12 protein-coding genes and 1 riboswitch are annotated in these 14,735 nt (G+C 60.9%); of the genes, 10 read left to right on the top strand and 2 right to left on the bottom strand.

Annotated features, from left to right (window positions below; all coding sequences use genetic code 11):
• Position 1: 1 nt before the first annotated feature.
• Positions 2-1,441, bottom strand: a complete 1,440-nt coding sequence (locus tag AB4P96_RS29310) for a TolC family outer membrane protein (RefSeq protein ID WP_026013800.1) — start codon at positions 1,439-1,441, stop codon at positions 2-4.
• Positions 1,442-1,637: 196 nt separating this feature from the next.
• Positions 1,638-1,743: riboswitch (TPP riboswitch) on the top strand.
• A 147-nt stretch (positions 1,744-1,890) separates the two neighbouring features.
• On the opposite strand from AB4P96_RS29310, the gene thiC reads away from it, so the two are divergent.
• Both thiC and cytX read left to right on the top strand, forming a co-directional pair.
• Positions 1,891-3,795, top strand: a complete 1,905-nt coding sequence (gene thiC, locus AB4P96_RS29305; RefSeq protein WP_138453474.1) for a phosphomethylpyrimidine synthase ThiC — start codon at positions 1,891-1,893, stop codon at positions 3,793-3,795.
• A 136-nt stretch (positions 3,796-3,931) separates the two neighbouring features.
• Positions 3,932-5,221, top strand: a complete 1,290-nt coding sequence (gene cytX, locus AB4P96_RS29300; protein WP_395600368.1) for a putative hydroxymethylpyrimidine transporter CytX — start codon at positions 3,932-3,934, stop codon at positions 5,219-5,221.
• Here cytX and AB4P96_RS29295 read toward each other — a convergent pair.
• On the bottom strand, positions 5,190-5,936 hold the full coding sequence (locus AB4P96_RS29295) for an RsiV family protein (protein ID WP_395600367.1): 747 nt from the start codon (positions 5,934-5,936) through the stop codon (positions 5,190-5,192). The genes cytX and AB4P96_RS29295 overlap by 32 nt on opposite strands.
• A 194-nt stretch (positions 5,937-6,130) precedes the next feature.
• Between AB4P96_RS29295 and AB4P96_RS29290 the strand changes: the two genes are divergently transcribed.
• The 8 genes from AB4P96_RS29290 to parC all read left to right on the top strand — a co-directional run bounded on the left by AB4P96_RS29290 (position 6,131) and on the right by parC (position 14,614).
• The gene (locus tag AB4P96_RS29290) at positions 6,131-6,748 is read left to right on the top strand and encodes an NUDIX domain-containing protein (protein WP_017138486.1); all 618 of its coding nucleotides are present in this window, start codon (positions 6,131-6,133) and stop codon (positions 6,746-6,748) included.
• Entirely contained in the window at positions 6,739-7,188 is a 450-nt protein-coding gene (locus tag AB4P96_RS29285; RefSeq protein WP_017138485.1) for a DUF1249 domain-containing protein, read from the top strand. The genes AB4P96_RS29290 and AB4P96_RS29285 overlap by 10 nt, the downstream gene beginning before the upstream one ends.
• Positions 7,189-7,274: 86 nt before the next feature.
• The gene (gene cpdA, locus AB4P96_RS29280; RefSeq protein WP_395600366.1) at positions 7,275-8,090 is read left to right on the top strand and encodes a 3',5'-cyclic-AMP phosphodiesterase; all 816 of its coding nucleotides are present in this window, start codon (positions 7,275-7,277) and stop codon (positions 8,088-8,090) included.
• A gap of 178 nt (positions 8,091-8,268) precedes the next feature.
• Positions 8,269-8,877, top strand: coding sequence for a YqiA/YcfP family alpha/beta fold hydrolase (locus tag AB4P96_RS29275; RefSeq protein WP_099548086.1), 609 nt, complete (start codon positions 8,269-8,271; stop codon positions 8,875-8,877).
• 44 nt (positions 8,878-8,921) lie between these two features.
• The gene (gene parE / locus AB4P96_RS29270) at positions 8,922-10,826 is read left to right on the top strand and encodes a DNA topoisomerase IV subunit B (RefSeq protein ID WP_099548087.1); all 1,905 of its coding nucleotides are present in this window, start codon (positions 8,922-8,924) and stop codon (positions 10,824-10,826) included.
• Positions 10,826-11,821, top strand: coding sequence for an esterase-like activity of phytase family protein (locus AB4P96_RS29265; protein ID WP_170039105.1), 996 nt, complete (start codon positions 10,826-10,828; stop codon positions 11,819-11,821). The genes parE and AB4P96_RS29265 overlap by 1 nt, the downstream gene beginning before the upstream one ends.
• Positions 11,818-12,339 carry a TIGR02281 family clan AA aspartic protease gene (locus AB4P96_RS29260; RefSeq protein WP_017138480.1) on the top strand — a complete coding sequence of 174 codons (522 nt, stop codon included), beginning with the start codon at positions 11,818-11,820 and terminating at the stop codon, positions 12,337-12,339. Before AB4P96_RS29265 ends, AB4P96_RS29260 begins: the two co-directional genes overlap by 4 nt.
• 10 nt (positions 12,340-12,349) lie before the next feature.
• The gene (gene parC, locus AB4P96_RS29255; RefSeq protein WP_017138479.1) at positions 12,350-14,614 is read left to right on the top strand and encodes a DNA topoisomerase IV subunit A; all 2,265 of its coding nucleotides are present in this window, start codon (positions 12,350-12,352) and stop codon (positions 14,612-14,614) included.
• Positions 14,615-14,735: the final 121 nt, after the last annotated feature.

The raw sequence follows: 14,735 nt of genomic DNA, 5'->3' as shown, positions 1-14,735 counted from the left end.
TTTAGTAGCCCGGGCGGGCTTTGAGCTGCTCGGCGGCGGCCTTGGCCAGATCCGGCGGCAGGAAATCCTTGTCCGGGTTGTAATCAGCCTTGAGGTAACGCGTCAGGTCCTGTAAATCCCCAGGGCTGAGCGTGCCCGCCGCCTGCTTCAAGCGCAGGTTGTCGAGGATGTAGTCGTAGCGGCTGTTGTTGTAGTTGCGCACCGACGAGTACAGCTGGCGTTGTGAATCCAGCACATCGACGATATTGCGCGTACCCACTTGATAGCCAATTTCCGTGGCTTCCACCGCGCTCTGGTTGGAGATGATCGACTGGCGGCGCGCCTGCACCTGTTCCACATCGGTGTTCACCGCGCGGTGCAGATTACGGGTGTTTTCCACCACCTGGCGGCGCAGGCCTTCGCGTTGCTGTTCAGTCTGGTCGAGGCGTGAATAGGATTCGCGCACTTGCGAGCTGGTCAAACCGCCGCTGTAGATCGGGATATTCAGGCGCAGGCCGATGGTGCGCTGAGACACATCACCACCGTACGGCACGGGCAATTGGTTCGGGTTGCTGAAACCCAGCGCGTCGTTGTCGCCTTTTTCGTATTGCGCCACGGCGTCGAGGGTCGGCAAGTGGCCGGCCTTGCGCTGGCGCAGGGTTTCTTCGGCAGCGGTCACGGCGTAGTTGCTGGCCAGCAAGTTCAAGTTTTGGCGGCCGGCGGTTTCGACCCAGGATTTGGCGTCATTCGGCGCCGGTGGCAGCACCGGCAGCGTGTGCACGATGCCCTGGATCGCGTTGTATTGGCGGTTGGTCAGCGTGATCAGCGCCTCAAAGGCGTCGTCCACCTGGCGTTGGGCGACGATGCGGTTGGCGCGGGCTGTGTCGTAGCTGGCCTGGGATTGCAGCACGTCGGTCTTGTCCGACAGGCCTACATCAAAGCGTTCGTTGGACTGGTCGAGCTGGCGCTTGAAGGCGTTTTCTTCGGCCTTGGTCGACGCCAGGTTGTCCTGGGCGCGCAGCACGGCGAAGTAGCTTTCGGCGCTTTGCAGGATCAGGTTCTGTTCAGTCGCCGAGAGTTGCAGCGAAGCTTGTTCGTTGACGGCTTCGGCGGCTTGCAGCTGGAACCAGCGATCAGCGCGGAACAGCGGCTGGCTCAAGGTTGCACGCCAGGAGTGCGCGTCACGGTTGACGGTGGCTGCCGGTTGGTCGATCTGGGTGCGCACGTTATTGCTGTCGGCGCCGGCCGACAGGTTCGGCAGCAAACCGGCGCGAGCCTGGGGCACCACTTCTTTTTGCGCGCCATATTGAGCGCGGGCGGCGGCCAGGTCGGCGTTGTTGTTCACCGCTTCCTGGTAGACGCTGACCAAGTCGGTTTTGGCGGACAAGGGCGCTTCAGCTGCCCAGACCATTCCATTGGTCGCACAAGACACGGCAAGAGCCAGTGAGAGTTTGCGCAGCATGAGGCGATCCCTAGTGTGAATATTACGACTGTAATTAAGCGCCCAAGGCTAAGGCTGGCCATTCCTGGCGTCAAGCATTGTGACGACGCCCGAGTGTAGTGGCGCTGACCCCGCGCAACAATCCCGCAATCACGCCATTCATCACGCTGAATACACCGCTATTGGCAATTTGCCCACACCATGGTCTAGACTGGCCGCGTTCTTGTCGGGGTGCCTTGTTGGAAGGCTGAGATCGGTAAATACCGGATCCCGTTGAACCTGATCAGGTTAACGCCTGCGTAGGGAACAAGATTTCTCGTCACCCGGCGAGTCCTCTTGTGCTTCGTCCGGGATGTTGTTCGACAATCGAACAGCCCTCGTGCCTTGCACAGCACTGGTTTCAGTGCGTCCATCCGTCACAGGTTCGCTCCGACAAAAATCCACCGCCTGGATAAGTTGGAGAGCCCGTGATGAGCACTGAATTAAAAAGCCAAAAATTAAAAAATACCGTGCACCTGAGTGAATCGGCCAAAGTCGACTCCGGCTCCGTGCAGCCGTTTACCCGCTCGCAAAAAATCTACGTGCAAGGCACTCGCCCGGACATTCGTGTGCCGATGCGTGAAATCAGCCTGGACGTGACGCCCACCGATTTCGGCGGTGAAATCAACGCACCGGTGGTGGTGTACGACACCTCCGGCCCGTACACCGACCCCAACGTCATCATTGACGTGCGCAAAGGCCTGGGTGATGTGCGTTCGCCGTGGATCGAAGTGCGTGGCGACACCGAGCGCCTGTCCGGCCTGAGTTCGCACTTTGGCCAACAGCGCCTCAGCGATGCTGAGCTCACCGCACTGCGCTTTGCGCACGTGAAGAACCCGCGCCGCGCCAAGGCAGGTGCCAACGTCACGCAGATGCACTACGCGCGCAAAGGCATCATTACCGCCGAGATGGAATACGTCGCCATCCGCGAAAACATGAAGCTTGAAGAAGCCCGTGCCAGTGGCCTGCTCGACCAGCAGCACGCCGGTCACAGCTTCGGCGCCAGCGTGCCGAAAATCATCACGCCTGAGTTTGTGCGCGAAGAAATCGCCCGTGGCCGCGCGATTATCCCGGCCAACATCAACCACACCGAACTGGAGCCAATGATCATCGGCCGTAACTTCCTGGTGAAGATCAACGGCAATATCGGCAACAGTGCGTTGGGTTCGTCCATTGAAGAAGAAGTGGCGAAACTGACCTGGGGCATTCGCTGGGGTTCGGACACGGTGATGGACCTGTCCACTGGCAAGCACATCCACGAAACCCGCGAGTGGATCATCCGCAACTCGCCGGTGCCGATTGGCACCGTTCCGATCTATCAAGCCTTGGAAAAAGTCGGCGGCGCCGCCGAAGACCTGACGTGGGAGCTGTTCCGCGACACCCTGATCGAACAGGCCGAGCAGGGCGTCGACTACTTCACCATCCACGCAGGCGTGCTGCTGCGTTATGTGCCGCTGACTGCCAAACGCGTGACCGGCATCGTGTCCCGTGGCGGTTCGATCATGGCCAAGTGGTGCCTGGCGCACCACAAAGAGAACTTTACCTACACGCATTTCGACGAAATCTGCGAAATCATGAAGGCCTATGACGTCAGCTTCTCCCTTGGCGACGGCTTGCGCCCAGGCTCGATTGCCGACGCCAACGATGCTGCGCAATTCGGCGAACTGGAAACTCTCGGCGAGCTGACCAAAATCGCCTGGAAGCACGACGTGCAAACCATGATCGAAGGCCCGGGCCACGTGCCGATGCAGTTGATCAAGGAGAACATGGACAAGCAGCTCGAATGCTGCGACGAGGCGCCGTTCTACACCCTCGGCCCGCTGACCACCGACATCGCACCGGGCTACGACCACATCACCTCGGGTATCGGTGCGGCGATGATCGGCTGGTTCGGTTGCGCCATGCTCTGCTATGTCACGCCCAAGGAACACTTGGGTTTGCCGAACAAGGATGACGTGAAGACCGGGATCATCACCTACAAGATCGCCGCGCACGCTGCGGACTTGGCCAAGGGGCATCCGGGCGCGCAGATTCGTGACAACGCCTTGAGCAAGGCGCGCTTCGAGTTCCGCTGGGAAGACCAGTTCAACCTCGGCCTGGACCCTGACACCGCGCGTTCGTATCACGATGAAACCTTGCCGAAGGACTCGGCCAAGGTCGCGCACTTCTGTTCGATGTGCGGGCCGAAATTCTGCTCGATGAAGATTACCCAGGAAGTACGCGAGTACGCCGCCAACCAACGCATTGAAGCGGTGGATGTGGACGTGGCCAAGGGCTTGGCCGAGCAGGCGGAGCGGTTCAAGCAGGAAGGCAGTCAGCTGTACAAGAAGGTCTGACATCCACGATCGTTCCCACGCTCAGCGTGGGAATGCATCCCGTGACGCTCTGCGTCACAAAGGCGGACGCAGAGCGTCCTTAGCGGCATTCCCACGCAGAGCGTGGGAACGATCATGTCCCTCAGAGATAACACCCTTGAGCATTCAACCGAGTACTTACTCTCCTGAAATCGCGGTGCCGGCTGACAAACGCGTGTTCGGCGCCCGCGACCTGTTCTCCCTGTGGTTCTCCCTTGGCATCGGCCTGATGGTCCTGCAAACCGGCGCCTTGCTCGCGCCGGGCCTGGGCTTGTCCGGCTCGTTGCTGGCGATTTTTCTCGGCACGCTGGTCGGTGTGTTGCTGCTGGCCGCCGTCGGTGTGATCGGCAGCGACACCGGCCTGTCCGCCATGGCCGCGCTCAAACTCAGCCTCGGCGCCAAGGGCGCGAGCCTGCCGGCACTGCTGAACCTTTTACAACTGGTCGGCTGGGGCTCGTTCGAGATCATCGTGATGCGCGACGCCGCCAGCTTGCTGGGCACCCGCGCGTTCAGCGAGGGCAGCCTGCTCGCCAGCCCATTGCTGTGGACCCTGTTTTTCGGAGGCTTGGCGACGTTGCTGGCGGTCAGCGGGCCGCTGACATTCGTGCGCCAGATCCTGCGTAAATGGGGCATCTGGCTGCTGCTCGCCGCCTGCCTGTGGCTGACCTGGAACCTGTTCGCCAAGGCTGACCTCACGGCGTTGTGGGCCAAGTCCGGTGACGGCTCGATGCCGTTTGCGGTGGGCTTTGATATTGCCATCGCCATGCCGCTGTCGTGGTTGCCGCTTATCGCCGACTACTCACGCTTCGGCCAGCGCGCCAAAAGCGTGTTCGGCGGTACGGCGTTGGGCTTCTTTATCGGTAACTTCTGGCTGATGAGCCTGGGCGTGGCCTACACCCTGGCGTTTGCGCCCAGTGGTGAAGTGAATGCGCTGTTGCTGGCGCTGGCCGGTGCTGGCTTGGGCATTCCGTTGCTGCTGATCCTGTTGGACGAGTCGGAAAACGCCTTTGCCGATATTCACTCGGCGGCAGTGTCCAGCGGGATTCTGTTGCGCTTGAAGGTCGAGCACCTGGCCTTGGCCATCGGTGTGATCTGCACCTTGATCGCCTGCCTGGCGCCGCTGGCGCAGTATCAGAACTTCCTGCTGCTGATCGGCTCGGTGTTTGCGCCGCTGTTTGGCGTGGTGCTGGTGGATCACATTATCCTGCGTCACCGTGGCCAAGGCACGGTTGCCAACCTGCATTGGCCGGCGCTGGTGGCCTGGCTGGGTGGCATCGCCACCTATCACGTGCTGGCCAACCTGTATCCGAATATCGGTGCAACCCTGCCGGCACTGGTGCTGGCAGGGCTGTTACAGCTGATCCTTGGGCGTGCGGTCAGTGGCGCGCAGGCATCAGCTCAGGCTTGAGCACGCCGGTGAGGCGCGCATAGGGGATGGTCATTTCGATCAGCCCCAATGCATAAGGGGCGATGGTGCTCACGTTGTACTTGAGCACCACGCCGGCGCTGGTCAGGGCCACATTCGGGGTTTTCTGGAACGGCCAGCTCTTCACGAACTCCGGGTCGCGGTCCATCTGCGAATTGATCAGCCAGCTGTTGTGGGCGACTTTCGCGGTGTTCCAGAATGCCTGTTCCTGGCCCGGCAGCAACATGTCGGCCAGGCTCAGCTCTTTGTGCAGCAGGCGTGAATAGTTGATGAAACCGCGGCCGGGCGCGCCGTGGGCGGTGCCGGTATCCAGATAACTGGACACTTCAACGATCACCAGTCCGTCATGCTGCTCACGTACCTTGGCTTGCAAGTACATGCTGTTGCGGGTCGGCGACTCGCGCAGGAACTTGTCGCGGTAGGCATTCAGGGTCGGCGGCACGCTGGCGCCGGGCGTGGTGCGGGTCATTTGCAGCAGGCGTTGCTCAACAATGCTGTCCAACTGCGGCTCGCTGGGGAAGTGCACGGTGTCGATGTTCACCAGTGGGCATTCCGGGCTGTTGCAGCCGGGTTTGATTTGTTCGGAAGTGTCCGGCTTGGTGTCCAGGGGCTTGAGGTAGCTGGGCTGGAACAGGCTCTGGCAAGCGCCCAGAGTCAAGGCAATACAGGCCACGGAGGCGATTTTTAAAAGCGACATGTGCGTCCTTCGGAAATCGATGGAAAGCGAAAAAGAGTAGCGCTTCGACTGCGAACAAAGCCGTCAGTTCGCCACTAAGCTGATTAGAGTGAGTTTGACGCTCGCCGTCTATCCCGGCAACCGGAAAGGGGCTGCATCAAGGGCCATGGGCGCGTTAGGATGGCGCGAATTGCACCTGCGTAACGAGGAAGGATATGACGGACATTGCCAAATCGACGCCGAACACCATCGAGATCGTTCAGCGCGACAATGCCTATAAGGGCTTTTACCAGCTTGATCGCGTGCAACTGCGCCACGAGAAGTTCGATGGCGGCATGAGCCGGGTGATCAATCGTGAAGTCTTTGTGCGTCATGACGCGGTGTGCGTGCTGCCCTACGACCCGCAGCGCGATGAAGTGGTGTTGATCGAGCAGTTCCGTATCGGCGCCATGGGCCGTACCGGCAACCCGTGGCTGGTGGAAATGGTCGCGGGGCTGATTGATAAGGATGAACAACCGGAGGAGGTTGCACACCGCGAAGCCGAGGAGGAAGCTGGCCTTACGTTCTCTGCGCTGTGGCCGATCACCAAATATTTCCCGTCGCCCGGTGGCAGTACCGAATTCGTGCACTTGTACCTCGGTCGTTGCGACAGCTCAGGTGCAGGTGGCGTCCATGGACTGGAAGAAGAAGCAGAAGATATCCGCGTCACCCCCTGGGCCTTTGAAGATGCCCTGCAAGCGGTGCGTGACGGCAAAATTTCCAACGCAGCCAGCATTATCGCCCTGCAATGGCTTGCGCTTAATCGCGCGGAAGTGAGGGGGTTATGGCAGTAAAGGCACGGGAACGATACCGGGTTGACCTGATCGGGCTGCAAGCCGCCTGCGAGGCCAATTATGCGCGGCTGATGCGCCTGCTCCCCGACATGCGTCACGCGCCTGAGGCGCGGCGTATTGCCGTGACCCATGGCGACCAGATGCTGGGCGTGCTGACCCTTGAGGTCATCGTCAACTGCCCGTACACCACCACCCTGCGGGTGCGCCAGGAGCACAGCCTGCCCTGGCTGCCGGTGCCGCAGCTGGAGGTTCAGGTGTATCACGATGCGCGCATGGCCGAAGTCATCAGCGCAGAACACGCGCGACGCTTTCGCAGCATCTATCCTTATCCGAATGTGTTCATGCACCAGCCCGATGAGAAAGCACAACTCAATGTGTTCCTCGGCGAATGGTTGAGTCACTGCCTGGCCCTGGGCCATGAATTCGAAGTCGTGCGCTAGATGTGAACTGCGTCTTTCCTCTTTGTGTCCTGCCCCAGCATAATCGCGCTACCTATCCATTCCTGTGATTGCCTTGGGAGAGCGCCTTGCCGAGCGTATCCGCTGTGAACCCTGATGCGTCGGTGCTGCTGGTGCAGTTGTCCGACAGCCACCTGTTTGCCGAGGCCGACGGTTCGCTGCTGGGCATGAACACCCGCGACAGCCTGCAGCGGGTGATTGGTTTGGTGCGCGAGCAACAGCCGCAGATCGATTTGGTGCTGGCCACGGGAGACTTGTCCCAGGACGGCACGCTTGAGTCTTACCAGCTATTTCGCGACCTGACTCGGCAGATCGACGCGCCGGCGCGCTGGATTCCTGGCAACCACGACGAGCCGCAGATCATGGCCCACGCGGCGGTGCACAGCGATTTGCTCGAGCCGGTGGTCGATATCGGCAATTGGCGCGTCACCCTGCTGGATTCGGCGGTTCCGGGCTCGGTCCCCGGTTATTTGCAGGATTCGCAATTGCAATTGCTCGCCCAAGCCCTGAGTGAGGCGCCAAACCGTCATCATCTGGTGTGTTTTCACCATCATCCGGTGTCCATCGGTTGTGCGTGGATGGAGCCCATCGGCCTGTGCAACCCTGAAGCCCTGTTTGCCGTACTCGACCGTTTCCCACAGGTAAAAGCGGTGCTGTGGGGCCATGTGCACCAGGAAATCGACCGCGAGCGCAACGACGTGCGCCTGCTGGCGTCGCCGTCCACCTGTATCCAGTTCGCGCCGGGCAGCGAGGACTTCAAGGTCAGCGAACAGGCGCCGGGGTATCGCTGGCTGCGATTGCATGCCGACGGACGGTTGGAGACGGGCGTGGAGCGGGTAAAAGGATTCGAATTTACCGTCGATTACGGCAGCAACGGCTATTAAACCCTGCAAACACTGATCAAAATGTGGGAGCTGGCTTGCCTGCGATAGCGCTGGGCCAGTTAATCAATAGCTAACTGATCCGCCGCCATCGCAGGCAAGCCAGCTCCCACATTCGATCCGCTTCTGCCTGTATTCCCTGTAAACTGCGCCTCTTTGGCTGATGCACGGAGAGCCCGGCATGTCCGCGTCGATTCTATATATCCACGGTTTCAACAGCGCGCCTGCGTCCAACAAGGCAACCCAGTTGAGCACCGTGATGGACAGCCTCGGGTTGAGCGACCAATTGCGTGTGCCGGCCCTGCATCACCACCCGCGTCAGGCGATTCCTCAATTGGAAGAGGCCATTGCGGAACTGGGGCGGCCGCTGCTGGTGGGAAGCTCACTCGGCGGCTACTATGCAACCCATCTTGCCGAACGCCATGGCCTCAAGGCGCTGCTGGTGAACCCGGCGGTCAGCCCGCATCGGATGTTTGACGGTTACCTGGGCACCCAGAAGAACCTCTACACCGATGAAACCTGGGAGCTGACCCACGACCACGTCACGGCCCTGGCCGAACTGGAAGTGCCGGCGCCCCAGGATGCCGCGCGTTATCAAGTGTGGTTGCAGACCGGGGATGAAACCCTGGATTATCGCCTCGCCCAGCAGTATTACCGGGCCTGTGCCTTGCGCATCCAGGCCGGTGGCGACCATGGTTACCAGGGGTTCGCCCAGCAATTGCCGGCCATGTTGAGTTTTGCCGGCATTGGCGCAGATCAGTATCAATCCTTCGACTTTGCAGCACTGTAAAGTCCAGGGGCACTTTTTAATCGAACGACTCACGACGAGACCCCATGGCCACTCCCAGCGCTAGCTCTTATAACGCCGACGCCATCGAAGTCCTCTCGGGCCTCGACCCGGTGCGCAAACGCCCCGGCATGTACACCGACACCAGTCGGCCGAACCACCTTGCCCAGGAAGTCATCGACAACAGCGTCGACGAAGCCTTGGCCGGGCATGCCAAGTCGGTACAAGTCATCCTCCACGCCGACCATTCCCTGGAAGTGTCCGACGATGGTCGCGGCATGCCGGTGGACATTCACCCGGAAGAGGGTGTGTCGGGCGTCGAGCTGATCCTTACCAAGCTCCATGCGGGCGGCAAGTTCTCCAACAAGAACTACCAGTTCTCCGGTGGCTTGCACGGTGTGGGTATATCCGTGGTCAACGCCCTGTCGACCCTGGTGCGGGTCAAGGTCAAGCGTGACGGCAACGAGTACCAGATGACCTTTGCCGATGGCTACAAAGCCACCGACCTGGAGGTCGTCGGTACCGTTGGCAAGCGCAACACCGGCACCAGCGTGTACTTCGCGCCGGACCCGAAATACTTCGATTCGCCAAAATTCTCCATCAGCCGCCTCAAGCATGTACTCAAGGCCAAGGCGGTATTGTGCCCGGGCCTGCTGGTCAGCTTTGAAGACAAAGGCACCGGCGAAAAGGTCGAATGGCACTACGAAGATGGCCTGCGCTCCTACCTGGAAGACTCGGTCAGCGACTTTGAACGCCTGCCTAACGAGCCGTTCTGCGGCAGCCTGGCGGGGAATAAAGAAGCCGTCGACTGGGCGCTGCTGTGGTTGCCCGAAGGTGGCGACAGCGTGCAGGAAAGCTACGTCAACCTGATCCCCACCGCCCAGGGCGGCACCCACGTCAACGGTTTGCGCCAGGGTTTGCTGGACGCCATGCGCGAGTTCTGCGAATACCGCAGCCTGTTGCCGCGCGGTGTGAAGCTGGCGCCGGAAGACGTGTGGGAGCGCATCGCGTTCGTGCTGTCGATGAAGATGCAGGAGCCGCAGTTCTCCGGCCAGACCAAAGAGCGTTTGTCGTCCCGCGAGGCGGCGGCGTTTGTCTCCGGTGTGGTCAAGGACGCGTTCAGCCTATGGCTCAACGAGCACCCGGAACTGGGCCTGGCCCTGGCGGAGCTGGCGATCAACAACGCCGGTCGTCGCCTGAAGGCCAGCAAGAAAGTCGAGCGCAAGCGCATCACCCAAGGCCCGGCACTCCCAGGCAAATTGGCCGATTGCGCCGGGCAAGACCCGATGCGCTCCGAGCTGTTCCTGGTCGAAGGTGACTCCGCCGGCGGTTCCGCCAAGCAAGCGCGAGACAAGGAATTCCAGGCGATCCTGCCGTTGCGCGGCAAGATCCTCAACACCTGGGAAGTCGACGGCAGCGAAGTCCTGGCCAGCCAGGAAGTGCACAACATCGCCGTTGCAATTGGTGTAGACCCGGGCGCGGCGGACATGAGCCAGCTGCGCTACGGCAAGATCTGCATCCTTGCCGACGCCGACTCCGACGGTTTGCACATCGCCACCTTGCTGTGTGCGCTGTTTGTGCAGCACTTCCGCCCGTTGGTGGATGCCGGCCACGTCTACGTCGCCATGCCGCCCTTGTACCGTATCGACCTGGGCAAAGAGATTTTCTACGCCCTGGACGAAGCCGAGCGCGATGGCATCCTCGACCGCCTGGTGGCCGAGAAGAAACGCGGCAAGCCACAGGTCACGCGATTCAAAGGCCTGGGTGAGATGAACCCGCCGCAGCTGCGCGAAACCACCATGGACCCGAACACGCGGCGCCTGGTGCAGTTGACCCTGGAAGACTTCGCCGGCACGTCGGAAATGATGGACATGCTGCTGGCGAAGAAGCGTGCGCCGGACCGCAAAGCCTGGCTGGAGTCCAAGGGTAACCTGGCCGAGGTACTGGGCTGATGCGCACAGGCTTCGCCCTGGCGATCCTGATGTTGAGCGGGTTGGCGGCCACCCAAGCGGTGGCCGCGCCCGTGGCTGAGCTTAAACTGGTCTCCGAACACCCGGTGGACGGCATGCGCGGTGGCAACCTGTCGGGCCTGGCGCTGTGTGGCCAGGACCTGTGGACGGTTTCCGACCGTGATGACGACCAGATCTATCGCCTCGATATCAGCGCGCCGACCTGGAAGGCCGAAACTGTAAAGATCGAGGTGCCGCCGGTACCCGAGTCCGGCCTGCCTTGGGGTTTGCGTTCGCGCACCAAGGCTGCGTCGTTCATTCGTGGCGGCGACCTGGATTTTGAAGGCATCACCTGTGACGCCGCCGGCAACCGCTACATTGTCAGTGAAGCCCATGCGGCGGTGCTGCAAGTGCCGGTGAACGGTGCGCCGCAATGGTTGAAGATTGCTCCGGGCATGGTCCGCGAAGCGCGGGCCAGTGGGATGTTGCTGCACTTCAATGCCTTGTTCGAAGGTTTGGCGATCAACCCCGAAGGCAATCAGATCTGGCTGGCCGCCGAGCGAGAGCGACGAGGGTTGATCTCGATCAAGCGTGGCCAGAGCGTGTGGGATTGCGATGGGCCCTGTGTGTTGCTGAGCGAGGCCGGCCAGGAAGTGCAACCGGCACAGTTCACCAACGCCAAGGCGGTGTCCAAGGACTTTGCCGACCTGGCGCTGTTCAACGGCAAGCTGTTTACCCTGGAGCGCAATGCGTTCCAGATTTGCCGGCGCGATGCGGTCACGGCCAAAGTCGAGCTGTGCTGGTCGTTTGCCGACGAAACCCTGACACCGAACCGGCGTTATGCCCAGCCTTATGGCTTGGCCGAAGCCCTGGTGGTGGATGCCGAAGGTGTGTGGTTGGGTATCGACAATAATTTTGGCCCGCGTGCCGACGGTGAAAAACGCCCGGTGGTCTATCGTTTTGCCGCGCCGGCCGGTGGCTGGGGCGCCCAACCATGACGGCAGCGCCGCCCGGCAAACGTGCCGGACGTGTACTGATGTTCGTGGCATGGGGCGCCGGGCTGTTTTTGGCCACGCGTTTTTTTGGGCAGTGGGAAGCGCGTCAGGAAAACCCCAATGCGGTGGTGACCTCAGAGCAGCATGAGGGTTACATCGAAGTAAAATTGCTGGGCAACGGCCAAGGGCATTTTGTCGCCAGCGGCCAGATCAACGGATCGCCGGTGGAGTTTATGCTCGACACCGGCGCGACCGATGTGGCGGTGCCGGCCGAATTGGCCGACCGCCTCGGGCTCAAGCGCGGCCTGCCCGTGACCTTGAGCACCGCCAATGGGCGTAGCCAGGGCTACCGCACCAGCCTTGATCGCCTGAAGCTGGGCGATATTGTCCTGCAGGACGTCCGCGCGCTGGTAGCGCCGGGCTTGGGCGGTGAGCAGGTACTGTTGGGCATGAGTGCATTGAAACAACTTGAATTTACCCAGCGCAGCGGCACCATGCTGCTGCGCCAGACCAAACAATGATGAGGCCCGCATGAGTGACATCCTCGCAGACAGCTTAGATGGCGTAGAACGCCGATCGCTGGCTGACTTCACCGAAAATGCCTACCTCAACTACTCCATGTACGTGATCATGGACCGTGCCTTGCCGCATATCGGCGACGGCCTTAAGCCCGTACAACGGCGCATTATCTACGCCATGAGTGAGTTGGGCCTGGACGCAGATTCCAAGCACAAGAAATCGGCGCGTACGGTCGGTGACGTGCTTGGTAAGTTCCACCCGCACGGCGACTCGGCCTGCTACGAAGCCATGGTGCTGATGGCCCAGCCGTTCAGCTACCGCTACACCTTGGTGGATGGCCAGGGTAACTGGGGTGCGCCGGATGATCCCAAGTCCTTCGCCGCCATGCGTTACACCGAGGCGCGCCTGTCGCGTTACTCGGAAGTGCTGCTGAGCGAGTTGGGCCAGGGCACTGCGAACTGGGGGCCGAATTTTGACGGCACCTTGGACGAACCGCTGGTGTTGCCGGCGCGTTTGCCGAATATCCTGCTCAATGGCACCACCGGCATCGCGGTCGGCATGGCCACTGATGTGCCGCCGCACAACCTGCGCGAAGTCGCGACTGCCTGCGTGCGTTTGCTTGATGAGCCAAAAGCTACGGTCGAGCAGCTCTGCGAGCATATTCAAGGCCCGGATTACCCGACCGAAGCGGAAATCATCACGCCGCGTGCCGACCTGCTGAAGATGTACGAGACCGGCAAGGGCTCGGTGCGCATGCGCGCGGTTTACCACATTGAAGACGGCGACATTATTGTCACCGCACTGCCGCACCAGGTGTCCGGTGCCAAGGTGCTGGAGCAGATTGCCGCGCTGATGCAGGCCAAACCGTCGAAATTGCCGCAAGTGGCTGACTTGCGTGACGAGTCCGACCACGAAAACCCCTGCCGCATCGTGATCATCCCGACCAACAGCCGGGTCGACCACGAAGTGCTGATGCAGCATCTGTTCGCCAGCACCGACCTTGAGTCCAGCTACCGGGTCAACGTCAACATCATCGGCCTGGACGGCAAGCCACAGCTGAAAAACCTGCGCAACCTGCTGGTGGAATGGCTGGAGTTCCGCGTACAGACCGTGCGCCGCCGCCTGCAATTTCGTCTCGACAAGGTTGAGCGCCGCCTGCACCTGTTGGATGGTTTGCTGATCGCTTACCTCAACCTGGATGAAGTGATCCACATCATCCGCACCGCCGAGCACCCGAAAGCCGAGCTGATAGCGCGTTTCGAACTGAGCGAGATCCAGGCCGACTACATCCTCGACACCCGCTTGCGTCAGTTGGCGCGGCTCGAAGAGATGAAGTTGCGCGACGAGCAAGACGCGCTGCTCAAGGAGCAAGCCAAGCTGCAAGCCCTGTTGGGTAGCGAAACCAAGCTCAAGAAGCTGGTGCGCAGCGAACTGATCAAAGACGCCGAAACCTATGGCGATGATCGCCGCTCGCCAATCGTCGAGCGCGCAGAAGCGAAAGCCCTGACAGAAACCGAACTGTTGCCTAACGAGAAAATTACCGTCGTTCTGTCGGAAAAGGGTTGGGTTCGTTCCGCCAAAGGGCATGATATTGACGCCACCGGCCTCTCGTACAAGGCTGGCGATGGTTTCAAGACCGCTGCGGCCGGGCGTTCCAACCAGTTTGCGGTGTTTATCGACTCCACCGGGCGCAGCTATTCGGTGCCGGCGCACACCTTGCCATCGGCACGTGGCCAAGGCGAACCGCTGACCGGGCGTCTCACACCGCCACCGGGGGCGAATTTCGAGTGCGTGCTGCTGCCGGATGACGATTCGCTGTACGTGATCGCCTCCGACGCGGGTTACGGTTTTGTGGTCAAGGGTGAAGACCTGCAGGCCAAGAACAAGGCGGGCAAAGCGTTGTTGAGCTTGCCGAACAACGCCAAGGTGATCCTGCCGCGTACCGTGGAAGATCGCGAGAGCAATTGGCTGGCATCGGTGACCACCGAAGGGCGTTTGCTGGTGTTCAAGATCAGCGATTTGCCGCAGTTGGGTAAAGGCAAGGGCAACAAGATTATCGGGATTCCCGGGGAGCGCGTGGCCAGTCGCGAAGAGTACGTGACCGACATCGCCGTGATCCCGGAAGGCTCTACCCTGGTGCTCCAGGCTGGCAAGCGCACGCTGTCACTGCGCCCCGACGACCTTGAACACTACAAGGGTGAGCGTGGCCGACGGGGTAATAAACTGCCGCGTGGCTTCCAGCGCGTGGATGCTTTGCTGGTGGAAACGCCTGTTTAAGGCGGATTAGAGGGCTCGATCTACGATTTAACGCGTAGATCGGCGCTTTCGCGCTGGAGTCAGGGCGCATATTCACGGATGATATGGCCTTTCCAGCGCCGGCGTGGCCGAGCGTGTTTAG

The sequence above is a fragment of the Pseudomonas sp. B19125 genome, from assembly GCF_044218855.1.
Lineage (GTDB): Bacteria > Pseudomonadota > Gammaproteobacteria > Pseudomonadales > Pseudomonadaceae > Aquipseudomonas > Aquipseudomonas edaphica.
This window is presented reverse-complemented; position numbering and strand designations above follow the sequence as displayed.